At 52.6% G+C, this 25,802-nt stretch carries 26 protein-coding genes; 12 read left to right on the top strand and 14 right to left on the bottom strand.

The genetic code is table 11. The annotated features are described in order from the left end of the window. Nucleotides 1–134: 134 nt before the first annotated feature. The 3 genes from HRU10_04915 to HRU10_04905 all read right to left on the bottom strand — a co-directional run bounded on the left by HRU10_04915 (nt 135) and on the right by HRU10_04905 (nt 3,185). On the bottom strand, nt 135–971 hold the full coding sequence (locus HRU10_04915; protein ID NRA26573.1) for an amidohydrolase: 837 nt from the start codon (nt 969–971) through the stop codon (nt 135–137). A gap of 16 nt (nt 972–987) precedes the next feature. Beyond that, a complete protein-coding gene (locus HRU10_04910) occupies nt 988–1,905 on the bottom strand; it encodes a TraB/GumN family protein (GenBank protein ID NRA26572.1) in 918 nt (305 codons plus the stop codon). 224 nt (nt 1,906–2,129) lie between these two features. Further along, nucleotides 2,130–3,185 (bottom strand): SAM-dependent chlorinase/fluorinase, encoded by a 1,056-nt coding sequence (locus tag HRU10_04905; protein ID NRA26571.1) that lies wholly within the window; start codon nt 3,183–3,185, stop codon nt 2,130–2,132. 76 nt (nt 3,186–3,261) lie between these two features. On the opposite strand from HRU10_04905, the gene HRU10_04900 reads away from it, so the two are divergent. After that, nucleotides 3,262–4,191, top strand: coding sequence for an acetamidase/formamidase family protein (locus HRU10_04900; GenBank protein ID NRA26570.1), 930 nt, complete (start codon nt 3,262–3,264; stop codon nt 4,189–4,191). 23 nt (nt 4,192–4,214) lie between these two features. Further along, nucleotides 4,215–6,020 carry a DNA mismatch repair endonuclease MutL gene (gene mutL, locus HRU10_04895; protein ID NRA26569.1) on the top strand — a complete coding sequence of 602 codons (1,806 nt, stop codon included), beginning with the start codon at nt 4,215–4,217 and terminating at the stop codon, nt 6,018–6,020. Nucleotides 6,021–6,213: 193 nt separating this feature from the next. Here mutL and HRU10_04890 read toward each other — a convergent pair whose 3' ends face one another. Beyond that, nucleotides 6,214–7,218, bottom strand: a complete 1,005-nt coding sequence (locus tag HRU10_04890) for an aldo/keto reductase (GenBank protein ID NRA26568.1) — start codon at nt 7,216–7,218, stop codon at nt 6,214–6,216. 54 nt (nt 7,219–7,272) lie between these two features. Between HRU10_04890 and HRU10_04885 the strand changes: the two genes are divergently transcribed. From HRU10_04885 to HRU10_04875, 3 genes are all read left to right on the top strand, one after another. Continuing rightward, on the top strand, nt 7,273–8,280 hold the full coding sequence (locus HRU10_04885; protein NRA26567.1) for a DUF1152 domain-containing protein: 1,008 nt from the start codon (nt 7,273–7,275) through the stop codon (nt 8,278–8,280). A 33-nt stretch (nt 8,281–8,313) separates the two neighbouring features. Then, nucleotides 8,314–8,544 (top strand): DUF4926 domain-containing protein, encoded by a 231-nt coding sequence (locus HRU10_04880; GenBank protein NRA26566.1) that lies wholly within the window; start codon nt 8,314–8,316, stop codon nt 8,542–8,544. A gap of 139 nt (nt 8,545–8,683) precedes the next feature. Beyond that, a complete protein-coding gene (locus HRU10_04875; protein NRA26565.1) occupies nt 8,684–9,232 on the top strand; it encodes a GNAT family N-acetyltransferase in 549 nt (182 codons plus the stop codon). 47 nt (nt 9,233–9,279) lie between these two features. Here the strand turns inward: HRU10_04875 and HRU10_04870 are convergent, their stop codons facing one another. Further along, complete coding sequence (locus HRU10_04870; GenBank protein NRA26564.1) at nt 9,280–9,822, bottom strand: uridine kinase; 543 nt, start codon at nt 9,820–9,822, stop codon at nt 9,280–9,282. 95 nt (nt 9,823–9,917) lie between these two features. Between HRU10_04870 and HRU10_04865 the strand changes: the two genes are divergently transcribed. The 5 genes from HRU10_04865 to HRU10_04845 all read left to right on the top strand — a co-directional run bounded on the left by HRU10_04865 (nt 9,918) and on the right by HRU10_04845 (nt 14,410). Then, the gene (locus HRU10_04865; protein NRA26563.1) at nt 9,918–11,144 is read left to right on the top strand and encodes a pyrophosphate--fructose-6-phosphate 1-phosphotransferase; all 1,227 of its coding nucleotides are present in this window, start codon (nt 9,918–9,920) and stop codon (nt 11,142–11,144) included. Between the two features lie 74 nt (nt 11,145–11,218). After that, on the top strand, nt 11,219–12,172 hold the full coding sequence (locus HRU10_04860) for a sugar nucleotide-binding protein (GenBank protein ID NRA26562.1): 954 nt from the start codon (nt 11,219–11,221) through the stop codon (nt 12,170–12,172). 25 nt (nt 12,173–12,197) lie between these two features. Next, the gene (gene rfbB, locus HRU10_04855; protein NRA26561.1) at nt 12,198–13,259 is read left to right on the top strand and encodes a dTDP-glucose 4,6-dehydratase; all 1,062 of its coding nucleotides are present in this window, start codon (nt 12,198–12,200) and stop codon (nt 13,257–13,259) included. A 57-nt stretch (nt 13,260–13,316) separates the two neighbouring features. Next, entirely contained in the window at nt 13,317–13,757 is a 441-nt protein-coding gene (gene rpiB, locus HRU10_04850; protein ID NRA26560.1) for a ribose 5-phosphate isomerase B, read from the top strand. A gap of 62 nt (nt 13,758–13,819) precedes the next feature. Continuing rightward, a complete protein-coding gene (locus HRU10_04845; protein NRA26559.1) occupies nt 13,820–14,410 on the top strand; it encodes an ATP-dependent Clp protease proteolytic subunit in 591 nt (196 codons plus the stop codon). On the opposite strand, the gene HRU10_04840 is transcribed toward HRU10_04845, so the two are convergent. The 4 genes from HRU10_04840 to HRU10_04825 form a co-directional block, all read right to left on the bottom strand. Next, a complete protein-coding gene (locus tag HRU10_04840; protein ID NRA26558.1) occupies nt 14,407–15,609 on the bottom strand; it encodes a glycosyltransferase family 4 protein in 1,203 nt (400 codons plus the stop codon). The two genes, HRU10_04845 and HRU10_04840, sit on opposite strands and share 4 nt — an antisense overlap. A 16-nt stretch (nt 15,610–15,625) precedes the next feature. Continuing rightward, nucleotides 15,626–16,267 (bottom strand): phosphoribosylanthranilate isomerase, encoded by a 642-nt coding sequence (locus tag HRU10_04835; protein NRA26557.1) that lies wholly within the window; start codon nt 16,265–16,267, stop codon nt 15,626–15,628. Next, nucleotides 16,264–17,817, bottom strand: a complete 1,554-nt coding sequence (gene cobA / locus HRU10_04830) for a uroporphyrinogen-III C-methyltransferase (protein NRA26556.1) — start codon at nt 17,815–17,817, stop codon at nt 16,264–16,266. Before cobA ends, HRU10_04835 begins: the two co-directional genes overlap by 4 nt. 85 nt (nt 17,818–17,902) lie before the next feature. Further along, nucleotides 17,903–18,781: an AraC family transcriptional regulator gene (locus HRU10_04825; protein NRA26555.1), complete on the bottom strand. Its 879-nt coding sequence runs from the start codon at nt 18,779–18,781 to the stop codon at nt 17,903–17,905. Between the two features lie 96 nt (nt 18,782–18,877). Here HRU10_04825 and HRU10_04820 point away from each other — a divergent pair, with 96 nt between their 5' ends. Further along, entirely contained in the window at nt 18,878–19,693 is an 816-nt protein-coding gene (locus HRU10_04820) for a phytanoyl-CoA dioxygenase family protein (GenBank protein NRA26554.1), read from the top strand. Nucleotides 19,694–19,756: 63 nt separating this feature from the next. On the opposite strand, the gene sufT is transcribed toward HRU10_04820, so the two are convergent. From sufT to HRU10_04795, 5 genes are read right to left on the bottom strand one after another with little or no spacing between them, the layout of a single operon-like run. Then, complete coding sequence (gene sufT / locus HRU10_04815; protein NRA26553.1) at nt 19,757–20,293, bottom strand: putative Fe-S cluster assembly protein SufT; 537 nt, start codon at nt 20,291–20,293, stop codon at nt 19,757–19,759. 6 nt (nt 20,294–20,299) lie between these two features. Beyond that, nucleotides 20,300–21,631 (bottom strand): Fe-S cluster assembly protein SufD, encoded by a 1,332-nt coding sequence (gene sufD / locus HRU10_04810; protein NRA26552.1) that lies wholly within the window; start codon nt 21,629–21,631, stop codon nt 20,300–20,302. 21 nt (nt 21,632–21,652) lie between these two features. Next, the gene (sufB, locus tag HRU10_04805; GenBank protein ID NRA26551.1) at nt 21,653–23,065 is read right to left on the bottom strand and encodes a Fe-S cluster assembly protein SufB; all 1,413 of its coding nucleotides are present in this window, start codon (nt 23,063–23,065) and stop codon (nt 21,653–21,655) included. A 39-nt stretch (nt 23,066–23,104) separates the two neighbouring features. Next, nucleotides 23,105–23,869 carry a Fe-S cluster assembly ATPase SufC gene (sufC, locus tag HRU10_04800; GenBank protein NRA26550.1) on the bottom strand — a complete coding sequence of 255 codons (765 nt, stop codon included), beginning with the start codon at nt 23,867–23,869 and terminating at the stop codon, nt 23,105–23,107. Between the two features lie 5 nt (nt 23,870–23,874). Further along, entirely contained in the window at nt 23,875–24,342 is a 468-nt protein-coding gene (locus HRU10_04795; protein ID NRA26549.1) for a transcriptional repressor, read from the bottom strand. 157 nt (nt 24,343–24,499) lie between these two features. On the opposite strand from HRU10_04795, the gene HRU10_04790 reads away from it, so the two are divergent. Next, a complete protein-coding gene (locus HRU10_04790; GenBank protein NRA26548.1) occupies nt 24,500–25,756 on the top strand; it encodes a diaminopimelate decarboxylase in 1,257 nt (418 codons plus the stop codon). The last annotated feature ends 46 nt before the right edge of the window (nt 25,757–25,802 follow it).

The raw sequence follows: 25,802 nt of genomic DNA, 5'->3' as shown, positions 1-25,802 counted from the left end.
TGGCTACGCCAATCGCACCGAATTTAAACAAAACTATTTCAAGGAAATTCAACAAAACACTTGATTGACCGCATACCTGAAATCTGTGGTTAAAAATCCTGAACCGCAGATAACGCAGATGCGTAATAAGCCGCTTAGTGGGGTTTTATCATACTCAGCCAACGCTCTCGATTCGCCTTCATCTGCTGCTCTCGACCAAGCTTAGGAAATACCCTCAATGGATAATCGGTTCCGTACAGGACACGCTTCTGTCCAGCGAGCTGGATCGCTGCTTTCACGGCTGATTCGCTGTAGATCAATGGCCACGCTGCAGTATCGATAAAGAGGTTATTTAAGCCTTTACGAGCTACGGGATTATCCAAAAAGAAGGCAATGCCTCCCCCGAGGTGTGACAGAATAAACTGCGTTTTGGGGTGACGCCGGGCGAGATCAACGAAAGGCTGCAAGGGTGTATCGACTCGCCCTGGATAGGTGCGTCCCACCGGCTCGGTCACATGAAAATTCACCCAACCGTCGCGCTCCCCGATCATGTCCAACACCCGCGCAAATGCGTGATCGGTCAGATCGAACCCTTGCACCTGCGGCAACAGCTCACCGACACCGATAAACCCATCCGCCCAAATCCGCTCCACCCATGCATCGGGACCTTCTTCGTGAACCAGTTGGGGGTGATAACAAGCCAAGGCGTTAAAGCGACCCGGCCACAGCTGCAGGATATCCGCATAGTAGGCATTGTGCAGTCGGCAGGTATCCGCCTGTTCCCAATACCAACCCAACAACCACGCCATCTCCACTCCGGCACTATCCATGTCCTGCAAGCAGGCGTCAACCGAGGCCCAACCCTGAAGGCTTTTCCGACCCGGAGGCGCAACCAGATCTTGCCAATGCGGCTCGAAATGCTTTTCCGCAAAGGCGATCGGATCTTCAGAGCAGGCTTCTGGAAAGAGGTGTATATGATGGTCTACAATCAACAGATTAACCGCGTTTTTATTCCATCTGCCTCACGATAAAGCCTTCGGCCTCTAGCAGTTCTAAGACACTCTCTTCTCCGACCAAGTGACCCGCACCGACGAGTACAAATTCAATCTCGGAGGTCTCCATCCAAGCCCTTATCGAGGGAATCCAAGCCTTGTTGCGGCCAATGAGCAGATCTTCACGAATCTTTCGGAATGCATCCATTTCCTGAACAAGGAGCTTATCTAGCTTCGACACATCGCCGTCTCTCCAAGAACTGACCATATCCTCCAGCATACCAGAAATATCCTGTGAAGACTCTATCGTGTAAGCGATGAGCTTATCCTCATTACCCAAACCAAGCTGTGCGATAAAATCTATCTGCTCTTCGAGGGACTCCAGAAAAAGTAGCTCCTTACCATCGGCATCCGCCTGGGTCAGGTAGGTCTCGTCAACGCCCTTGTAAGAGAAGCCAAGTTTTTGGATCTCTAACATTGATAACATGCTTAAGACGAGGCCGGGTCGCATGGGTACCAAAAACGTGTATGGCATGCCTAGACCCGCACTGTATTCCTTCAATTTCTCAACAGTTTCAGGTCTCAGGTGATCCAGGAGCGTCTCTCCTTGCGGATACGCACCTCGCTTCATGATGAGAGCGGATACACCGGGGTCACTCATCTTCCGTGCATCCGCCTCGAAAGCCAATACATCTGCTTTCTCGTAGGCCTCCTCAAAAGCTGCGGGTAGAGGATAATCCGTCGTACGCAGGACGTGAATCGTTCCTCCAATGTATAGAGTATTACCCTCTTTGGACACCTCCCAGACCGGAGCGCGGGCCAGAGCAGTGTGGACGAAGAGAATAGAAAGCAGGGTAAGGAGAACAAAGCGTGTAGTCATGAAACGCACCCAAAGCCCCATCTTGAGAAACTCAATCTCATAACCTAATTCCATCTCAGGCCGCCAGACTGAAGAATCCGCTAATACACGCCAATGAACGATAATTTTTTGGCACTATGTTTTCCAATGAATCGAGACAGGTGTTTGGTATAACTATCTGCTTAATTCTTTGATGCCTTTAGTATGGCCGGACGGATCCAAATGTAACCGCACCGGCTAAACCTTACGGTAAAAAAGATTCGCGTTAATTAGCGTTCATTCGCGGATAAACCTCTTCCCTAATCCACCCGCGCCAAGCTCAACACGTCCCCAATCTCTAGACCCAGCGCACGCGCCGCCTGGCCGAAATTGATGCAAAAGAGGATGCGCTTATTTTGGCTCACAAATGCGACCCAATCCCCCACAGGCACATCGCTGTAGGTTGTGCCATAAGTGATCTCATGCTGCGCGCCGTCTACCGTAAGCGTAAATTTGTCCCCGACTTCCAAGCCGAGCTGAGCCATATCTGAAGGAGTAAATCCACCCACGAAATTCCCATACAGCGGATCAATGCGAATGATCTCGTTCGAGGCCGCACCGTCAGTAAAGACCGAAGTCGATGCCGGCTCTTCAGTTTCAGCAGTGACATCTTCTCCGAGCACAGGCCGTTCACCAGTTTCGAGCCATGTCATAAGGGCGCCAACAGCCTGGGCATACTCGACCTCGTTGTAGGCCATATGTCCTTCGCGACCCACGATTAACAATAACGGCTCCAGCCCACCTTGAGCACCAGCCACTGTTGCGTAAGCACGCGGCACGGCCACCTCGTCGACATTGGTTAATAAAACGACAGGAACACCCGGCTGATGTTGAATGGGAGCCAAAGGATTACCGTCCTCTTTAAAATAAATGGCGTTACTCATGATGAACGCGCCGTCGAATTCCCCTGGCTGAGCTTCGAGCAAACGGGCAGTGATCGCGCCTCCCATCGAGCCTCCGACCAGGATCTGAGTCTTGGGCTCGCCGAGCTTTCCCTCAACCCAGCTCACCAAATCCATCATATCATCCATAGCGTCTGCTACGATCGGACCATTGCGGCGATACGACGAAGATGCCACCGCCCAACCGGCATCTAAAAGGGTCTTTTGCGGTTCATCCTCCAGACCAAAATAAGCATAGAGCGGATAGTCCTCGGGCATGTAACCATGGGCCAAGAAAGCAACCTGACCCTTCCAAGTTTCGGGTGTCGCCAATCGCACGAGGGCCCCGGTTGGTAACTTGGATTCTTCCACCGTCACCGCAGACGTCCCTAATACAGACAAAACAAAGACACATAGTTCAAAAATCCTTTTCATGTCACACCCGGAGCAAAGGACGGACCGAACCTAGTTTCTCTCTAGCAAAATCGATCGAAATCGCCATGGTGCGTCCATGGCCCATTACCACATCGACGATTCGATCGTCTACAACCGTTGGGATAATACGACAACACCGCGCGTCACGATACAGCCTGGCGATACCGTCACCCTCGACTGTCACGACGCTTCAGATAATCAAGTCGTACCCGGAATCAGCGGCAAAAAATTCGGCCAAATTGATTTTGGAAAAATCCACGCCCTGACGGGCCCAATTGCGATCGACGGTGCTGAGCCCGGCGACCAGTTAGTGATCGATATCCTCAATTACCAGCACCGTGGGTATGCCTGGACCAGTATCATTCCTGGCCTGGGCCTGCTCGACGATTTCGTTAAAGAGCATTTTCTATTTCATTGGGAACTCGAAGACGCAGTCACCCACTCGATGCCGGGCGTTACGCTCGACCTGGCTCCATTTTGCGGAATTATCGGCGTGCAGCGGGCTGAGCCCGGTTCATTCCGCACGCGTCCGCCTGGGACTTTTGGCGGCAACATGGACGTCCGCCACCTCACGGCAGGCACACGCCTACACCTTCCCGTTCAAGTCACCGGAGGGATGCTTTGTGCCGGTGATTGTCATGCGGCTCAAGGAGACGGCGAGGTGTCCATCAATGGCATGGAAGCGCCCATGCAGGTCACTTTTAAACTCGACCTGATCAAGCAAACACCCCTCGCCGGACCCTACTTGCAGACCAGTGGACGCCTCATCCCCGAACGCTATACGCAAAAACCTTTTCACGGCTTTGTTGCCTCACATGAGGATCCTCGCGAGGCGTGCAAAATCGCTGTTCTGCGCGCTATCGATTACATCACGGGGCGCATCCCGGTCTCGCCCAAACAGGCCTATGTCTTGTGCAGCGTGGTGCTCGACTTGAAAGTATCCCAACTGGTAAATACGCCGCTGACCACGATCACCGCCTACCTTCCTGAAGCGATTTTCAATTAGCCTGCCCCATCTGGATCGAACTGATGTCCCGCATCCAAATTCTACCCGACAAAGTCGCCAATCAGATCGCAGCTGGTGAGGTCATCGAACGCCCGGCTGCAGCGGTCAAGGAACTGGTCGAGAACAGTTTGGATGCAGGAGCGACTCGGATTGAGGTCGAGTTTCGCAACGGGGGAAAATCCTACCTTAGGATTGAGGATGACGGCTATGGCATGACTCCGGAGGAAGCCCTCATCTCGCTAAAACGTCACGCCACCTCAAAGATACGCGACTCCAAAGATCTGTTCGCTATAAACAGTTTTGGCTTTCGCGGGGAAGCGCTGCCGTCGATCGCCAGTGTATCGAAATTTACTCTGCGTACACGGCCCAAAGAGGCTCAGTCAGGCACCGAAATTCTCGTCAATGCAGGCCAGGTTATGCATCAAAAAGAAATCGGCATGGCCCCCGGCACCCGCATCGAAGTGTCGAGCTTGTTCCACTCGGTTCCTGTGCGCCGCAAGTTTCTGAAAACTGACAATACTGAGGCCGCCCACATCACTCAGCTCATGCGCCAATATGCCGTGGCTCATCCCGAAGTGGCCTTCACCATCGTCGAAAACGGACGGACTCAATTTCAGTCCCCTGTCTGCCGCGATCTGCGTGATCGTGTGGCAGAGATCTGGGGGCGTCGTATTGCTCGGGACCTTATCCCCGTCGAACGCGAGGAATCGGGCATCCACATACATGGCTTGATTAGCAAACCGGGCGTCGCCCGGTCCACTCGCCAGGAGATGATTACCCTCGTAAACGGCCGCCCCGTCGATAGTCGCGCCCTTTACTACGCCCTCATCGAGAGCTATCATTCATTCATTCCTAAAGGGCGCTACCCCCTAGCATTTCTGACAGTCGATGTGCCCCCCGATGCCGTCGACGTGAATGTCCATCCCTCGAAGCGCGAAATTCGCTTTCGCGACGAGGCCCTGGTGCGCGGCACAGTCATGGAAACGATCATCGGGGTGCTCCGCGAGGCAGTGGAACGCTCGACGCCGGACTTAGGACAGGTAAATCGGGTCGAACCCATTCAACCGAAAACTCCCGAAACAACACCTCAGCCCATTCCAGTCACACCTTCGCCCCGTCCCGTCGCATCGATCAATGTAACTCCCATTCCCCAAGCCCAACCACAACCCGTGCCCAGCAGGCCCGCTCCCGTTCCAGAAACACAGCGTGCAAGAGACACGAATCGAGATAAACCCACCCCAAAAATCGATTGGATTCCCAAAGGCTGGCTCAACGAGCGCTATATGCTCTTCGAAACCTCCCAGGGCCTCATTATTCTATATCCCCCGCGTGCCCGCGCCCGCGTGCTGTATGAGCAGGTTCTGCAGTCGACCTACTCCGAGCAGCCCTCCAGTCAGCGTCTCCTGATCCCCCAACCGCTCGATCTCCCCCCGGTGGCAGCCCAAATTCTGGAAGCGCAGATACCTCTGCTCGCTCAAGTCGGCTTCGAAGTCGAACCCTTCGGCCGCAACTTCTACCGTATCAGCGCCTATCCGAGCTGGTTAGAGGAGAGCGATGTCGATCCCTATTTCCAGGCACTGATCGATGATCTCGTGGGCGGAAACCTAAAAGTTTCCGAACGCCAAAAGTCCCTCACTGCTGACACCCTCGCCCGATTCTCAAGCCGCTTCCGCCTAGCTCGCACGCCGCGTCAGTCCGATCCAGCACAGAGCCACACAGCGCTCGCCACCACCTTACTATCCTGCCAAAACCCCCTAACCGATCCCGAAGGCAAGCCCACCTTCCTAGAACTCAATCACCGAGAATTCCGCGAGCGTTTTAGCTTTTAAGGGAAGAAATCCGCTAATACACGCGGATAAACGCGAATCTTTTGGGGGTGAAACAGGAGAGGTGGTTGGCTTGAATCGATCTAAAGACTTTCAACGGGCGCTAAAAATTAGCTAGATAATCGGACCTCCCGGTCTTCGAGAAAAACAACGGCACCCTAACATTAGCGTGCATTCGCGTCCATTAGCGGATCAATTAATCCTCACCTCCAAACGGATCCGGTAGGCTGACCGCGTGTTGCTCCACGATAGCGGTTATTTTGCCCACCACGCCTGAATCCAAATCGATGCTCGCCGCCTCGGCATTTTCTTCGGCTTGTTGCGCGTTGCGGGCACCACAGAGCAAGTGAGTCACCCCCGGATAGGTGGCGCTCCAGGCGATGACGAGTTGAGTCATCGTGAGGCCCAGTTCCTCGGCGAAGGGCTGCAAGTCAGCGAGCAGCACGGCCACTTTTTCCCGACTTTCGACAGAGAAACGTGGATTGCCATGGCGAATGTCATCTTCGGGAAATTGACGCTCCGGTCCAATTTTTCCTGTCAGGAGACCCATATCCAGCGGTGAATAAGCGAGCACCGCCACATTGTGTTCTTTGGCATAGGGAATGAGCCCATTCTCAACATGACGCATGTCCACCATGCTGAATTTCTCCTGGATGCTATCGACCAGCCCAGCATCGCGGTAGGCGCCTAAAATATCCGTGGATACGTTGCTGACACCGATGGCCCGGATCTTCCCCTCCTGCTTCATCTTGAGGAGTTCGGCCATGGTATCCTCATAGGGCGTAATGGACTCCTGCCAATGCGTTTGATAGAGATCAATCACATCGGTCTGCAGCCGCTTCAAGCTACGTTCTAATTCTTCGCGGATGGCATCGGGCGCGTTGTTGCGATAGACTTTGATCGTTCCATCTGTGAAAGAAAATTCGCCGTCCTCACTATCCCAGCGCAACCCACATTTCGTGGCCAAAATAGCCTTGTCCCGGCGATCGACCAAAGCCTTCCCGACAATTTCCTCCGATACCCCTTGCCCGTAGATTGGGGCCGTATCGATCAGATTTATACCTCGATCAAACGATGCATGAATCGCGCGAATGGAGGCCCCCTCATCCGTGCCACCCCAGCTCCATCCGCCGATTGCCCAGGTACCCACACCTATGATTGAGGTTTCGATTCCGGATTGTCCTAGGGGTCGTGTCTTCATGTCTGCAAGTTTGGGTTTGTGACGCTCAGGGAAGAGTTTCTGCTATAAAGAGCTATGCCTCAAGACTCCCCTTTTCGAAAAAGCATCGTAGAACTTGGCCTAAGCACAAAGCGCGCCCTGATCCTCGGAATCGGTGGAGGCGGCGACATTGTGCAGGGCATCCCGCTCGCACGTCTGTTTCGACAGTTGGGTGTCGAGGACATCGGGATGGGGGGTGTGAATTGCCAATGGTGGACTCCCAATGGCAATCCCCTAGCCGACGAATGGGGCACCGCAGTGATGGGTCCAACGCTTTACAATCTCGATGATCTGAAGCCGGTAGACCGCGTGCAGCCGCAATTGGCATTGATCGACTCGGACAGCCGAGTCGACAAGCGCCGACCCTGCGAAGCAATTTTGGCAGACCAACTCCCCGGCGATTACGTCTGCGTGGGCGGGCTCACAGCAGGCGTTGTCGGCTTACGCGACAGCCTGCAACAATTCGTGAAGGATAAAGGTATCGAGCTGGTCGTCGGCGTCGATATCGGCTCAGACACCTTTACGGACGGGAAAGAAGCGGCACCGGCAAAAACGGCGATGGTCGACTTTTCTGTCATGTCTGCACTCATCCAGCTCGATGTGCCAACACTCTACGGCGTATCAGGCTACGGCTGTGACGGTGAGATGCAGTTGGAGGAGTTGGACGAGCGTGTCGGAAGAGTCATGAAAGCCGGCGGCTACATCGGCAGTTACGGGATTACCCAAGAAGATATAGCACTCATGGAACGCGCCTGTGACACCTATGGCGATCCTGTCGAACCGATGTCTTACAAGGCAGCCCGCGGGGAATTCGGTTTCCACAATGTCTGGACCCATGGCCCCCACGGCACCGTCGTGAAAGTAACACCCTTAGCCGCAAGCATGCTCTTCTTCGACGCCCGCACCCTAGCCGAGGCCAACTCCCGTGGCATCCTAGCCCTGCAAGAAACCCGATCCCTCAGCGAAATCGAAAACACCTATCGCCACACCCTCAACCAACTCCCCGAAAGCCGCATGAAAAAAGTGATGCGGTTTTTTGACTGAAAGATGAGCAGCTACCCCGCATAAATTGAACTTATGATCAAAGAACATGATCGGGTTATTCTCACTGAAGCCATCGAGGAATATGCGCTTGAGGCACGAGATATCGGCGCCGTCCTCCACATTCACAACAATGGATTAGCCTTCGAGGTCGAATTTGTGACTCTCGATGGCAAGACTGCAGCTATCCTTGAGCTATCTGCATCACAAATTCGTTCAGTGGGGAACCGTGAAATCCCCCAGGCTCGTCCGTTGCCCGCTGCATAGAAAAAGCTGGCTCAACCCGGTCTCCGAAAGTCGTGCGTCGGAGGTAACACTTCTTTGGCTAAGGGAGATAGCTGGGAAAAAACGCCCCTAGCATCCTGAATCGTTGCTTTGTGTTAGCGTTCTGCCAAAAAGAGAGTTCATGGAGATAATCAAAGCCGACTTCGCATCGAAACGAGACGCTGAAGCGATCGTCTACCTGGTCAATGAATACGCTCTGGATGAAATGGGCGGAGGCCAATCTCTCTCTGATTTCACGAAAGAGAACCTCATTTCCGAGCTGTCAAAACGACCCAGTTGCGCCGTGTTCATCGCCTATGTCAAAGGCGAGGCCGCGGGGATCGCCATTTGCTTCGAGGTTTTTTCCACATTTAAATGCAAGCTAGTCCTCAATATCCATGACGCCGTCGTCGTGAAAAAATTTCGAGGACAGGGCCTAGCACGCGCCCTATTCGAGGCAGTCGAACGCTTTGCTATCACATCCGGCTGTTGCAAAATGACCCTTGAAGTCCTCGAGGGAAACACAGTCGCGCAGCAGGCTTACCGCAACTTTGGCTTTAGTGGCTATGAACTCGATCCCAAGATGGGGAATGCTCTGTTTTTCGAGAAAGAACTAGATCTTCGCCAGCCGCCAATAATCCAGAAAAAATCAACAAAAGATTCCGCGCTTTTCTGCGTTTTCCGCGGCTGAATCCTGGTGCTATAAAATAGCTGAGCTCGCACCAGATGACCACCCGCTCATTTCACCTCATCCGCCCATTTGCGGCTGGGGAGCACATAGCTTTCGTACATCGGGCGGACATTTTTTCGGAATTGCTCGTGGACGTTGGCCTCGGTACGCCCGCGTTCGCTCACATCGCGGAACAGGCGGCGGCGGTAGCATGCGTCAAAGTCTGTATCTAGATAAATACTGTGGTCGAGCAGCGCCCGGATCTGGGCAAAGTGTAAGAGCAGCATCCCTTCTACGATCAAAATTGGGCCCGCTGGGATGGTAAGCGTTTCCCCGGTCCACGCGTGAACAGAAAAATCGTAAATCGGTGCCACGATGTTTTGGCCACTTTTCCACTGCTTCAGATGCGCGACGAAGAGCTCGACATCCAGAGCATCCGGATGATCAAAATTTCTATCCTCGATGATCTCTCCTGGCTCGGCAGGACGATAATACGCGTCCAGCTCGAGAACAGGCGCACCCCCGAGCTCAGCCGACCACTGCTTTGCGTAGGTGGTCTTCCCGCTACCACTCGGACCGGCAATTCCGTAGATTTTCGGATGTGTCACCATTAAGACAATCCATGAACTGATATAAGAAGAACGCTAGTTTATTGACGATCCCAGACACATTTATTCCTCTCCCGCAGTCATCTGATCACTTTACTATGAAACCGAAAAAAGTAGGCATCCTCACAGCTGGCGGTCTCGCCCCTTGTCTCTCATCCGCTATTGGCGGTCTCATCGAACGCTACAGCGAGATCGATCCAGAGATCGAAATCATCTGCTACAAGAGCGGATACAAAGGCCTCTTGCTCGGGGATTTTTTTACGGTAACTCCAGAGATGCGCGCTGCTGCCTCCACCTTACATCTGTATGGCGGTAGCCCCATCGGCAATTCCCGAGTTAAGCTCACTAACGTCAAAGATTGCGTCAAACGGGGCCTCGTTCAAGAGGGACAGGATCCTCAAAAAGTAGCAGCCGACCAACTGGTAACAGACGGCGTGGACATTTTACACACTGTTGGCGGCGATGATACCAACACCGCAGCAGCAGCTTTGGCAAAATTCCTCAAAGACAATGATTACGATTTAACGGTAATCGGCCTGCCTAAGACCATCGACAACGACGTCATCCCCATCAAACAAAGCTTGGGCGCTTGGACAGCAGCTGAGCAGGGTGCCGCATATTTCAGCAATGTCGTCGCCGAGCACAACGCCAACCCGCGCATGCTCATTGTGCATGAGGTGATGGGGCGCAACTGCGGCTGGCTCACAGCAGCCACCGCGCAAGCTTATCACGACGGTTTAAAGACGAAACCGTGGCTTCCCGAACTCGGCCTGAGCCGCGAACGTCACGACGTCCACGGGATCTTCATTCCAGAAATGGGTTTCGACATCTCAGCAGAAGCCGCGCGGCTGAAGGCGATCATGGATGAGCAGGACAACGTAAACATCTTTATCTCCGAGGGCGCTGGCGTGGAAACGATCGTCGCAGAAATGGAAGCCCGGGGTGAAGATGTCCCCCGTGATGCATTCGGACACGTCAAGCTCGATGCCGTAAACCCCGGAAAATGGTTTGGACAGCAATTTGCCGAGATGCTCGACGCGCAAAAAGTCTTGGTGCAAAAAAGTGGATACTTCGCGCGAGCAGCCGCAGCAAATGTCGACGACCTGCGCCTGATCAAAAGCTGCACCGACTTGGCAGTGGAATGCGCACTGCGCCATGAGGGTGGCGTGATCGGCCACGATGAAGACAAAGGAAATGTTTTACGTGCCATCGAATTTGAACGCATCAAGGGAGGGAAACCGTTCGACATCGACACGCCATGGTTTGACGTACTCCTCGATGAAATCGGCCAGTCGAAGGGCCCTGTAGTGGAGACGAGCCATTAGAGTTTCCATCGATTCATTTTCTCTTCTGAAAAAAGCCGTTGCCTGGGCGTGCTGCAGCGTCAAATTCACGCAACATGATATTTATTCTTGGAGGTAAAGGCTATGTGGGCCAAGCGTTCTGTGATCTGCTGAAGGGCAAAGGCATCGATTTTCGCAGCATCAGCCGCGAAGAACTGAACTATGCTGACGAGGCAACCCTCACTGCAGCGCTCAAGAACGAACAGCCCGACTTTCTCATCAATTGCGCCGGCTACACCGGAAAACCAAACGTGGATGCCTGCGAAACCGACAAGGCCAATTGCGTCGCCGGCAACGCGGTGCTCCCTGGGGTAATTGACGCAGCATGTGGAGAAGCCGGAGTCCCTTGGGGCCATGTTTCCAGTGGTTGCATCTTCTCGGGAAATACACCTGACAGCAGCGGCTTCTCGGAAACATCCATCCCCAACTTCTCTTTCCGCACCAACAACTGTAGCTTTTACAGCGGAACCAAAGCGCTGGGTGAAGAAGCTCTGGGCTACAGCGCCCAAAACGCTCAATGGCTGCACGCCTCCACACCCTCTTGTTACATCTGGCGCTTACGTATCCCCTTTAATCAGGAAGAGTCCCCGCGTAATTATCTTACCAAGTTGATGCGCTATCCGACACTTTTGGAAGCGGAGAACTCCATTTCCCAGCTCCAAGAATTCGTCAGCGCCTGCTTCGCTACTTGGGAAAAACGTCTGCCTCTCGGCATCTACAATGTCACCAATCCTGGTTCAGTCCACACCAGCGATGTGGTCGAGCTTATTAAAAAAGCCGGAGTCCAACTCGAGCAATCCACCGGGACCAACCCCTTCCCAACGGACTACAAATTTTTCACCGACAACGATGAATTCATGACCAAAGCAGCGAAGACTCCGCGCTCCAACTGTGTCATGAACACCGATAAACTCCAAGCTGCGGGTATTAAGCTCACTCCGGTCAATGAAGCCATTATGGATGCCCTTCTGAGCTGGAAGCCCGAAGCCCAAGTCGCTGCCACAGTCTAATCAAAGCGTAAACCATCATTCTCTCATGAACCTACTCGTCACCGGCGGCTGCGGTTTCATCGGCTCGAATTTCGTCCGATGGATCCTCAACAACGAACCTAGTGTAAGCATCGTCAATCTTGATGCTCTGACCTATGCGGGGAATTCAGAAAGCCTTGCAGATTTCATCGATGAGCCACGCTACAAGGAGGTCCATGGAGATATCGGTGATCTGGAATTGGTCTCTCAACTCCTCGGTGAAAATAAGATTGATGCCGTCGTAAATTTCGCCGCCGAATCCCATGTTGACCGATCCATCGATTCACCGCGTCCGTTCTTCGAGACCAATGTCCTCGGCACACTCAATCTCTTGGATGCGTCGCGCCGCTACTGGCTCGAATTAGCGGAAGCAGACCAAAAGGCTTTCCGCTTCCTACACGTCTCAACCGATGAGGTTTTCGGCAGTTTGGGACCAGAAGATCCAGCATTTTGCGAGACGACGCCCTACGCCCCCAATAGTCCCTACTCTGCATCGAAAGCATCCAGCGACCATATCGTCCGCTCGTATTTCCACACCTATAATTTCCCAGTCGTTACTACCAACTGTTCTAATAACTACGGCCCCTTCCAATTCCCGGAAAAGCTCATCCCGTTGATGATCCTCAATGCGATCGATGAAAAGCAACTGCCAGTTTACGGCGATGGGCAAAACGTACGTGATTGGCTCTATGTGACCGACCACGTCACCGCCATCTGGGCAGCGCTAACCAAGGGTCAACTCGGCGAAGTCTATACCATCGGTGGACGCGCAGAGATGAAAAACCTAGAAGTCGTGCAGACTATTTGTGGCATCCTTGACGAGTTGAAACCCCGGACAAATGGCTCGGCATATGCCGACCTCATCACTTTCGTTACCGATCGCCCCGGTCACGACCGTCGCTATGCTGTAAACTCCAGCCGAATCGAAAATGAACTGGGCTGGAGCCAAGCAGAGACGTTTAAATCGGGCATTCGCAACACAGTGTCGTGGTATCTCGAAAACAGCGTGTGGTGCGAACAGATTACCTCAGGAAACTATCAGCGGCAACGCCTCGGCACCTCTGCCTAAAATTGCCCCCTCTTTTCCGTTGCAGCAACGATAGGCTCCCGCCACGTTCTCCGGCCGATGAGCACCGCTAAAAAAATTGCATTGGGAACCGATCACGCGGGTTTCGAGCTAAAGGAAGCCGTGAAAGCTTGGCTGACTGAACAGGATTACGCAGTCGAAGACTTCGGCACACACTCTCCGGAATCCACCGATTACCCACTCTTCGTTCGTCCCGCTGCTGAAGCAGTCGCCGCTGGAAAGTGTGATGCAGGTATTGTGTTCGGCGGCAGTGGAAACGGTGAAGCGATCCAGGCCAACAAAGTGGCGGGAATTCGCTGCGGGCTCTGCTGGGATATCTGGTCTGCCGAAATGACGGCCGCGCATAATAAGGCCAACGTCATTGCCCTAGGAGGCCGTGTGGTGGATGACACCCTAGCGGTTCAAATAGTCGAAAAATGGCTCAATACTCCCTTTGAAGGCGGTCGGCACGAACGGCGCATTGCTATGCTTGAAAAGTAGACAGGGTTTGCAAAACAGGCTCACCCCCATTTCTCTTCAGGATTCAACCTTATTCAAATTTTATGGCCGACGAGGAAACCCAAGAAAAAGACAAGAAGCCCGAGGAACACTTTTCAGTCCTCATCCAAAAGAAATTCCTAGATGAACGTAAGGTGTTTCTGTGGGGCGAAGTGAATGATAAGTCCATGCGCGACTGCACTGAGAAATTTCTCTACCTCGAAGCGGACGCGCCCGGCGAGCCCATCACTTTTTATATCAATACGCCCGGAGGTTCCATCACCGCTGGCATGGCACTCTACGACACTATGCAATTGATCACGGCCCCAGTGCATGTCGTCGTCACTGGCATGGCCGCATCCATGGGCTCGATTCTTCTGAGCGGCGCCACCAAGGGGCACCGCTACCTCTATCCGCACTCACGCGTGCTTATCCACCAACCCCTCATCGGTGGACGTATGACGGGGGCAGCTTCAGATATTCACATCCAGGCTCAAGAGATGGAAAAACTGCGCACGGAGCTGAATGGCATTCTCGCCGAAGCATCGGGACAACCCCTGGAAAAAATTGAGCAAGACACCGATCGCGACTTCTACCTCAACGCGGAAGAAGCAATTGAATACGGCCTAGCCGACAAGATCGTCGATAAGGTCTAGTTTTCAGCCCCGCCGATAAAGTCGATTATATCTGCTGCGCACGCTTCCCAAGTGCGCAGCTTTCTTTGTACGACTTCTTCACCGAGGCGCGCGCGCAACGCCGAGTCAGTCAGCATCTCTCGGAGCCCATCGGCAATTGCTGAAGCCGAAGTATCGCGCAATACGTGACAGCCGCCCGCAGCCACGACTTCACTCAAAGAGCCACAAGGCGTTGTGAGCACAGGTTTGCCGTGCACCATGGCCTCGATGACTGGCAAACCATAGCCTTCATACAGTGATGGATATGCCACAAAATCCGCCTCGGCATAGGCTTGTTCGACCTCCTGGTCAGAGACGACGCCATCCCATCTCAAGGGGTAACCTCGTTCCTGAAAACGCCCAATAGCATCGACGATTTCCTCACCGTCCTCCCGGCGTAATCCTCCAACCAAACGCAGTTCGAAATCATGGCCCTCCTCCCAGAGGTAGGCCGCGCCAGAGAGCAAAGCCAAGTGATTCTTGCGCGGTTCAAGCGTCGCAACGCAGGTAACAATAGGGCGTTTGCCACGCACCTGACGGACTGCCTCGTTTGAATTATCAGCACCCAGATAAACGACCGTCCTGCGTGGCCAGGAAGACTCAGAAACACCTCTGGAACGCCAAAATGACTCGAGATCTGCCAAAGAAGCCTCACTCACGGCGATCACTCCATCCATATCGAGGAGAGAATCCATATAGTTCGGATAACGTATCGCTGTTTTGGACGTCGCCCATTCGGGAAATTTCCAAGCGATCGCATCGTGAAAAATAGCATAGCAGGCTGCTGAACTTGACGAACGAATCCGCGCCATCTCGGCTTGAACCTTCTCCGAGTAAATCTCCGGGAATAAGACAAAATCGACACGCGGACGCTTCTGGAACCAATCCACACGATATCGCTGAAATAAGCCGAAGAGTTTCTGCCTCCCTGTCCATCGGGGACGACGACGTGAACTCGGTCGCACCTGTCCGGTCGGGTGCAAGCAATTCATTTCCTTTGAATTTAAACTGCGCCAACGTGACTGGAAGAGGTCAAATGTGAGCAGATCGAGATCGGCGACATACCTCCTTAGCTCGCGTGACAGATTGCGTGCAACACGCTGTATACCCGTATTACTCGTTGTGTGCGACGTGTGAGAAACATCGATGGCACCAACGAGCTGTTGAGGATCCGAGCGCATCGTAAGTCCTTCAGATTTACGAACGCAGTCGCTCGAAGAGGGTCTCAAGGAGCTGTAGATCTTTGACACCCGGTTCCATCTCGACACCACTATTCACGTCAAGAACATCGGCAGCCGTCTCGTCTCGAGCTGCGATAATATTGTCGGGATTGAGGCCGCCGGCGAGAATCCAGCGTTTGTGATTATAGAGAGCCTGCCATGTGTTAAATCGCTCCCAATCCCCTGTTTTACCCGTCCCGCCATGTGCGTCTTTGGAGTAGGTATCGGTGAGGACTGTGTCAGCAAATTCTAGGACCACCTGCGGGAAAGGCTCCAGGGGCGGCACGCGCGGCGCTATCCAGAGTTTTTCTGGACTCACAATACCCGCCCATCCCGCGAGAGATGCGAGTCCGATCTCGTAGTCTGCATGGATTTGGAAAAAATCGAATCCAGCATCGCGATAATGCTCGAGATCATCCGTCCCAGCGTTCACGTCAACGACCACGCGCTTCCCCTCGGGTATATGCTCCAATAAACCCTCAGCGCGCTCCAAAGACACACACCGTTTCGACTTTCGATAAACGATGATACCGATGTATGCGGCCCCAAGCTTAAGCGCGTGCTCAATATCCGCCTCGCGCGTCATACCACACACCTTGACTGCCACTTCCCTACTCATGATTCGACATCCTCGATCAATACCTCAATCAATGCATCCAAGCTAGAATTCTCGGCCTGCAAATCGATGGGCAAATCATTATTCGCCAGCGCATTCGAGGTGATTTTGCCCATAGAGACATGTTTGGGAGGTGTAGAACCCGGCGCGCGCTCCAGTTGTTCGGCGTTTCTTGCCCAAGCCTTAGCAGTACTCGAACTCGTGAAGAGCACATAATCCGCCCCATTTTCACAATACGACTGCACGGCTTTGTTATTCAACAAGTCTATCAGATCAGTAGCATAGACTTGGAGCGTGTCCACAATAGCCCTGCCCTCTTGCTCTAAAGACTCAACGAGCGTCTCGCGATTTCGGTTTCCCGTAACTACTAAGACATTAGCACTGTCCAGACTATCCGTGGCGACGAGGGCGTCTGCTAGGCTTTCCGCCACAGCTTTTTCGGGAATTAGATCTACAGCTAAGTGATAAGGGTCCACCTCACGCGCAGTTGCTTGACCAATACAGGCAATACGCATCCCTCCAAAACTCCGTAGGTCCTCAAAAGCACGGAAGAATAGATCAAAAAAGTAGCGTGCACCATTCGGGCTCGTGAAGACGATCCACTCATAATTTGCGATTCCGGCAAACACTTCACTCACGCTGGCTGGGTCTGTCTCAGCGCGGGTCTGAATCATCGGAATTTCAAGTACCTCGGCACCGAGACTCGCCAAGCGGCTGCTCAACTCACTAGCCTGGTCAGTTGCGCGCGTCACCACGACACGTTTGTCAGCTAAAGGTCCAGTGCTGAACCAATTGTAGCGTTCTGCCTGGGATACAACGTTGCCAATAAGAATTACCGACGGGCTGGCTATGCCCGCGCCTTCAACGACACCGGCAATCGAGTCGACGGTCCCGAAGACTCGTCGCTGATAGGCGTAAGTCGCCCATTGCACAACAGCGACAGGCGTGTCACCTGAACAGCCGCCCTCGATCAATTGTTCCACAATGCGTGGTAGCGTAGACACACCCATATAGACCGCCAAGGTACCCCCGCCCTTCACTATACTGCTAAAATCTACTCGCAGGGTATCACTATCCGGAGATTCGTGCCCAGTCACCAAAGTCACACTCCCACTAAAACGTCGGTCTGTCAGGGGAATACCCGTATAAGCGGCAGCACCAAACGATGCAGTCACGCCAGGCACGACTTCAAAAGGTATATCGGCCGCCAAGAGCGCCTCGATCTCTTCACCTCCGCGCCCGAAGATAAACGGATCCCCGCCTTTGAGTCGCACCACCATCTTGCCCTGAAGCGCCCGATCCACCAAGATCGATTCGATCTCAGCCTGAACCGCAGACTTCTTGAGCCCCGGACTTTTCCCCACATCAATGTGCTCGCAGTCTTCGGAGGCCCAGTTGTGAATCACCGGATTGACCAAGTAATCGAAGACAAGCACATCACAGCGCTCGATGAGGGCACGTGCTTGCAGGGTCACTAGTCCAGGATCACCGGGGCCAGCGCCTACTAGAAATACTTTTCCAGGAGCGTAAGAAATAGGAGGCAATTGAGTCACTGAAAGAAAATATACTGAATGAATTTACCTTTCCACAACCTCTCAATCCATGAATTAACTTGATGAGTGAGTTGTGCCAGCCCTTCTAAACGATTACACCACGACGAAATTCACCCGGAGTCTTGCCAATATGTTTCTTGAAACAGCTATGAAAATGATGGGCGTGATGAAAACCACATTCATAAGCGATTTCTTTAATGCTTAGACGTGTTGTTCGGAGCTGTTCACTCGCATGATCCACCTTCAGGCGAGTGAGGTAGATCTTAGGCGTGGTGCCCATATGCTGCTTAAACAGCTTTCTGAACTGCGTCGGGGTGAGTTGTTGGGCCTCGGCGAGCTGATCGACAGTATAATGCTCCAACGGATCTCTGTTCACCTCTTCGATCACAGATGCAATACGCGGGTCGATATATGCGATTTGCTTGGATAGAGACCAGCCTTCTTGTTCGGATTTGAACAAATTAATGAGTAAGAGACCCATGGTATATTTAAGCAAAAGGAGCCCTTCCTCTAGAGCTTTATCAAAGAGATGGGTCGCAGTTCGAAATCGAGCGATCCAAGTATCGAATGAAGCGTCTGGGAATTTGGCCACTCGTGCTGCCACACGACTGAGTAAGGACCGTCCAAAAGAATCACGGATATGACAATGAATAGAGATTTGTTCGAGCTTAGCATGACCGTCTTTCAGTCTCAACGCGTGCCGAACGCCTGGTGGAATAACAATACAACTCCCAGGCGATGCGACCAAGGTCGGATGGCCATCTAAAAACAATTCAAGTTCTCCCGCTACAGGAATGAGGAAAAAAGTTCTTCCGAGTGTCCGCCAATCCAAGTCCCACGGCGCTTCATTATACCAGTAGCAGGTCGAGATCGGATCGATAGAGTAGGAACGCAATACCAAAGCAATCTGATCCGTGAGTGAGCCTTCGAGATAGTTAGATAGGTAATCAGGTCTTTGCGGCACAGTTTCGTTTTGTGTAATTTATCTGCGATTTATTGCCTTCTATGGCGATTTTTTTGCGTTTTTATTTAATTCATGATTAGTGCTAAATCAAAAGAAATGAAAACTCACCTCACTGCAGACGAATGGGCTCAGTATGAACAAGAGGGCTATCTCGTCCTCAAGGCTTTAATTACTCCAGACTGGATCGAGCGTCTTCAGAACCGCATCGACGCCATTATGCTTGGAAAGGCCGATACAGACTATGATTCATTATTAATGCAGCTAGACAGCGAAAATGGTGAATACGACAGCGCCGGAAAGCAGTCATCAGGATTCAAGGGTGCAACCAGAAACTACCGTAAAATCCAGGAACTTGAGTGGGATGCCGAATTTCTGAATCTGATGCGTCATCCGCTGTTTGAGGATGCCTGCAACCGCGCTTATGCGAATTCCGACGTAAGCTGTTACCGAGCGATGTTTATGAACAAACCAGCAAAACGCGGCACCTTTCTTCCCTTTCACCAAGACCGTTGGAATTTCCTCGACCGTGACCAAGAACTGACAGTTTGGGTAGCATTGGACCCAGCGACGCGAGAAAACGGGTGCGTTCAGGTGATCCCCAGAACCCATCGGGAATTGATAAACCCATCACACGCTAGCGGATTTCTAACAGACGGGCAGGCCGCTGAGTTTGCGCCAGAAGAAAAACGAGTTTATGTCGAGCTTGAGGCGGGGGACGTCGTCCTCCTACACAATCACCTAATTCACGGCTCCGACCGAAACCACTCCTCCCAGTCTCGCCGCGCGTTTAGTGCGTGCTTTATGGACAGCACGACACGACACTTGAAAAACCAATTAAAGACCTACCCCGTGATCTTTGGTGAAAACGCGATTCAAGCCAAAACAAGGGAAACTACTCTGTCTCAGTCTTGAGGTGCATGGAGAAATTCGATGTCCAAAACTCAACAGCGATTTGAGATTTGGACAGGTGAGACCTCAGACTAACCCAAGCATCATCTTGCCCTCTTCAGAGATCATATCTTGGTTCCAGACCGGATCCCAAACAATCTCTACTGTCGCGTCGGAGACACTGGCTAGGGCCATGATTTTGGTGCGGGCATCCTCTGCAATCGTAGGTCCCATTCCGCAGCCGGGTGCCGTGAGGGTCATGTCGACATGCACGGTGTAGGCGTCGCCGGCCTCACTCACCTCCATATTGTAGACGAGGCCCAGGTCTACGATATTTACGGGGATTTCAGGATCATACACCTTCCGCAGCTGCTCCCAAATCTTATCGTTGCTGGGAGGACCATCTGCTTCGCCTTCTTCCACCGCATCGGCAACGACTTCTTCTCCGAGCGCGTCGGCATATTCGCTAGAAACGCGATACATGCCATGGTCGCTCATGATGGTAAAATTTCCGCCCAAGCGGTGGGTAATCACGACGCGGGTACTTTCAGGAAGTGTAAACGGATCTCCCTGAGGGATAAGGGTGGCTTCAATATCGCGTGAAAGGATACGTTCGTCAGTCATAGCATCTTAGGATTTAAGGTGTCTAAATTTGTAATTCATCAGGGATCGAGCGAACTCGGCGAGCGGCTCGTCATCCATTTTAGTCAAAATCTCGTCGAGAAATCCGTAGACCATCAACTCTTTGGCTGCATTCATGGGAATACCGCGCTGGAGGAGGTAGAAGAGCTGTTCCTCATCGAGCTTTCCAGTGGTCGCGCCGTGGGAGCACTTCACATCGTTGGCATTGATTTCCAAGCCAGGAAGCGCATGAGCTATTGCCGTGGGGTCTAGGAGAAGATTGCGGTTAGTTTGATAAGCATCGGTTTGTTGAGCATCGTCGCCCACACGGATCAAGCCGGAGAACACTGTCTTCGCATCATCCATCAATGCATTTTTGAAGAGGATTTCGGAAAAGGTGTTGGGTGCTGCATGCGTCTGGAAGGTACGCTGGTCGTATTCTTGGTCACCAGAAGCCGCAGTAATGGAGAATATTCGGGCATCGGAACCTGAACCGAGCATATTTACCTGGTTCTCATAACGTGCTTTTTTTCCACCCAGGTTGACGGCGGTGCTCCGAAATTGAGCGTCGCGTTCCACAAAGCTCGAATCGAGCTGAAAGATGGTGCTCCCGAGATCCATGCCTTGGATAACCGAGCGACTGACCCGGGCACCTTGCCCCACGTGGGTATGGGCTCCAGCAACCACCAGATTACCAGTTTTGAGAATCTTGGAAAAATAGCCCTCAACAATCTTAATGGAGGCATTGTCCTCAGCGACGATCAAGGTATGTGGGAAAATGGCCAAGTGATCTCCAGCGACTTCATGGACAATGATTAGGTCCCCCTCGACCTCAACCCCCTTAGGTATGTAGATAAAGGCTCCCGAGCGCGAAAGAGCCCGATGGAGGTATTCAAATTTCTGGGATCCAAGCTCGGTTGTCTTCTGGTGCAGCCAAGACATCACCTTATCCGGGTGGCTCAAGATCGCTTCAGAGAGGGGAGCAAAGATGACACCCTTGGCCGTCAACTCATCTGCCAGCGGACCATGCGCATGAACCTGCTCATTGCAAAAGTGCAATATGGCAGCTGAAGGTAAGGCTGCTAGCTTACTAGCGCTCCGAGAATGATTCTCTGCCTGACATCCGGATGCGGGTTTAGAGAGGTTCAAAAGGTTGCGGTCTAAGGAAGAAAAACGCCAGTTTTCGTCTTTGCGCGAAGGCATGGGAGCATTCTGGTATTCTTTCCAGGCTGCTACACGTTCAGAGCGAACCCATTCAGGCTCGGCATGAAACTGTTCTTCGATGAAGCTCAGTCCATCCAGCTCCCCGACGCTTGGAGATGTAGGTGATTCGACGATCATATAACAAAGTGTTGAGGGAAATTATCCGACCGAGCCTTCCATCTCCATGTCGATGAGTCGCTTCAACTCGACGGAGTATTCCATCGGGAAAGCTTTGATGAGGTCGTTGACGAAACCGTTTACCGCCAGACTCATAGCTTGGCCTTCATCGAGACCGCGTTGCATCATATAGAAAATCTGCTCTGCGCTGACCTTCGAGACCGAGGCTTCGTGTTGGACAGAGTTACCATCGCCGGTGACGGATATCGCTGGATAGGTGTCGGTGCGGCTGTTGGTGTTGATAAGCAGGGCGTCACATTCAGTGTTGTTCTTACAGCGCTTGAGTTCTTTAGGCATATGCACCAACCCGCGATAGGTCGAGCGACCCTCACCAATAGAAATAGACTTAGCAATGATGTTGGAAGTGGTGTCGTCGGCCAGGTGGACCATCTTAGCTCCAGTATCCTGATGCTGCCCATCATTCGCTAAAGCAATGGAGAGCACCTCACCGCGCGCACGTTTTCCTTTCAGTATAACGCCTGGGTATTTCATGGTGAGGCGGCTGCCGATATTGCAATCAATCCACTTCACCTCCGCATCTTCTTCTGCCAAGGCGCGTTTCGTCACCAGGTTGAACACGTTATTCGACCAATTTTGGACAGTGATATACTGAATTTTGGCGCCTTTGAGTGCAACAAGTTCAACCACTGCCGAGTGCAAGGTAGAGGTCTCAAACTTCGGCGCAGTACAGCCTTCCATGTAAGACACCTCCGCGCCTTCGTCTGCGATAATGAGCGTGCGCTCAAACTGGCCGAAGTTCTCAGCATTGATACGAAAATAGGCCTGAAGCGGTTGTTTGAGTTTCACGCCCTTGGGGACGTAAATAAATGAACCCCCAGAGAACACGGCGCTGTTGAGAGCCGAGTATTTGTTATCACCTGTCGGGATGACTTTACCGAAATAAGGTCGGAAAATCTCTGGGTATTTGTTCAAGGCTTCAGTCGAGCCAAGAAAAAGCACACCCCGTTTCTCCAAGTCTTCTTTCATACGGGAGTAAGCCGCCTCGGAATCAAACTGTGCTTCTACTCCAGCGAGAAACTTGCGCTCATTCTCAGGAATTCCAAGGCGTTCAAATGTCTCTTTGACATCATCAGGCACATCATCCCACGAGCGTGAGGGCTGCTGTCCTTTGGAGAGGTAGTAGCGGATTTTGTCGTAGTGGATGTTGTCTAGGTCCTCAGTCGCCCAATTCGTAGGGTCGGGCTTGCGACGAAAGACGTCGAGTGCCTTGAGGCGGAACTCGCGAATCCAGTCAGCGTCGTTTTTGACATCGGAAATATAGTTGATGGTGTCTTCGCTGAGACCCACTCCGGCGTCGTATTTATACTCCGTCTCGTAGTGGAAATTCCCCTTATCCAGATCAAGCTGGCTGAGGGTATCGATTTCGGTAGCCATGTTTGGTTGCCTCCGTTGAAATTTAGCAGTGAGTGGCCGTTATGCGATGGCGGGAGCCAGTTCGTCTTTGACCCAGCCGTACCCTTTTGCTTCCAGTTCACGAGCCAGATCGGGACCACCACTTTGCACGATGCGGCCGTCATACATCACGTGAACGACATCAGGTACGATGTAGTCGAGCAAACGCTGGTAGTGGGTAATAACCAGGAAGCCGCGATCCTCAGAACGCATCATGTTGACCCCATTGGCGACCACCTTGAGGGCATCAATGTCCAAGCCTGAGTCGGTCTCGTCCATGACACACATTGTCGGCTCAAGCATGGCCATTTGAAGCACCTCACAGCGCTTCTTTTCACCACCTGAGAAGCCTTCATTCACCGACCGCGCCGTAAACTTCCTATCGATTTTGAGAAGATCCATCTTCTCGTATAGTTCCCGGTAGTAAGCTGGCGCGTTGATTTCTTCGCCTTCGGGTAGGCGTGCTTGACGCGCGGCACGGATAAAGTTGGCAATCGTGACGCCAGGAATCTCAATCGGATATTGGAAGGCTAAGAACAGGCCAGCGCGGGATATCGCGTCAGGCTCGTCCCCGAGAATTGCTTTGCCATTCAAATAGGCTTCACCGGAGTTCACCGTGTAGTCCTCATGGCCGGCGAGCACCTTACAAAGGGTACTCTTCCCTGTTCCGTTTGGTCCCATGATCGCGTGAACCTCGCCCTTGGGCACATTCAGTGTGAAATCTTTGAGGATCGGCCTATCACCGATCGAGACATTGAGATTTTGGATGTCGAGTGCGTGAGTCATCGTGATTATGAAGTTTCGGATTTAGATTGAGCCTGAGGTGCCGTCGGCGTGGCGTCGGGGGACTCACCATTGAAAGACAGCTCGAGGTGGTTGATTTTGAACCCGGTGGGCATTAGTTGTTCGAGAAATTGAACTGCGTTTTGTGGAAGGTTGACGTCGTAAATGCGGCCAGTGCGATCGCAGTGAAAATGAGCGTGGGGCCTGAGGTTTGGGCAGTAGCGCGTCGGCTGGCGTTCGAAATTCACCATGCGAACGAGATCCGCTCCCACCAGTGTCTCCAGGCAGTTGTAGACCGTAGCCAAAGAGATAGATGGCATGTCCTCCTTGGCTCGAACGTAAACTTCATCCGCGGTCGGGTGATCTCTCTTGGAGAGGATGATCCCATAGACATGCTCTCTCTGTTTCGTGGAGCGCAGGCCCGATTTTTCGAGACTTTTCTCGAGTCGGATTTTGAATTCGGGTTGAAGTTTCATGGACAATCAGCTGCAGAATTAGATTTGTAATTAGAACGATTCTAAAAATGGGCAAAGTCAATGGACGGGTCAAAAAAAATGAAACTTTTCTCCTGAGCTATTCCACTCGAATGGTGACAAAACGGTTTGATATTTCCACCAGCCCGACAGGATATTGATTACAATCATGGAAACTCTTCGCTTTCTCACCCCGGAATTAGTCCGTTCGATCGCCACAGAATTTGGGACACCGAGCTATGTCTACGATGAAGCTACGCTCGAGCAACGTGCCCGGGAGGCCCTCAATTTCCCCAACGCCTTTGGCCTCACCGTGCGCTTCGCCATGAAGGCCTGCCCCAATCGCAATATCCTACAATTAATGGATAACTGGGGGCTCTCCTTCGACTGTAGCTCCGGCTACGAGGTCCAGCGCGCTATTGCTGCTGGCATTTCTGCTGAGAAATTAAGCCTCAGCACGCAGGAACTCCCGGAAAATATCGGCGAGATCCTCGATCGGGGTGTGCATGTGAATGCGTGCTCACTCAGCCAGATCGAAAAAATTGGACAGGTCCGCCCCGGCCACCGTATCGGCTTACGCTTCAATCCTGGCCGAGGATCGGGAGGTAATAACCAGACCAACGTCGGCGGCCCGGCATCGAGCTTCGGCATCTGGTATGAGAAGCTTGGGATCGTGCAGCAAATTGTGGAAAAACATAGCCTGGTCGTCGACACCGTGCACACACATATTGGCTCGGGCAGCGACCCCAAGGTCTGGCAAGAAGTGGCTCATGACAGTATGGAGCTGGCGATTGCCTTTCCAGAATTGACGCATCTCAACCTCGGTGGTGGCTACAAAGTAGGCAGGATGAGCAGCGAAACATCGACAAACCTCTCCATTGTGGGTGCACCCGTTAAAGAAATCTTCGAGCAAGTTGCTGCCGAGACCGGACGTAAACTACGCCTAGAAATCGAGCCGGGCACATACCTAGTAGCGAACGCAGGAGCTCTAGTAACCACAGCCTGCGACATTGTAGATACTGGCGAATCGGGATATACTTTCATCAAGGTCGATTCCGGGATGACCGAGCTGCTCCGTCCCTCACTCTACGGTTCGCAACATCCGATCGTGGCGATCCCATCCCAGCAGCACGATGTCACACATGACTACATCATAGTCGGGCACTGCTGTGAATCGGGAGATCTCATCTCGTGCGCACCCGACGAGCCAGCTATTCTAAAAACACGCACGCTCGCTGAAATCCGCATCGGCGACCCAGTCGTAATCGAAGGCACCGGAGCCTACTGCTCTGCTATGCCAGCCAAAAACTACAACTCCTTCCCCGAAGCCGCAGAAGTGCTCGTCAACAAACACGGCATCGCTCGACTGATCCGTAAACGCCAAGACCCGGAGGCGATCTGGGCAAATGAAGTGTAGACAAGCCCCCTAAGATACACCCCAGCGTTACCCAACTTGGTGCCCA

The organism is Opitutales bacterium (genome assembly GCA_013215165.1).
Lineage (GTDB): Bacteria > Verrucomicrobiota > Verrucomicrobiia > Opitutales > JABSRG01 > JABSRG01.
This window is presented reverse-complemented; position numbering and strand designations above follow the sequence as displayed.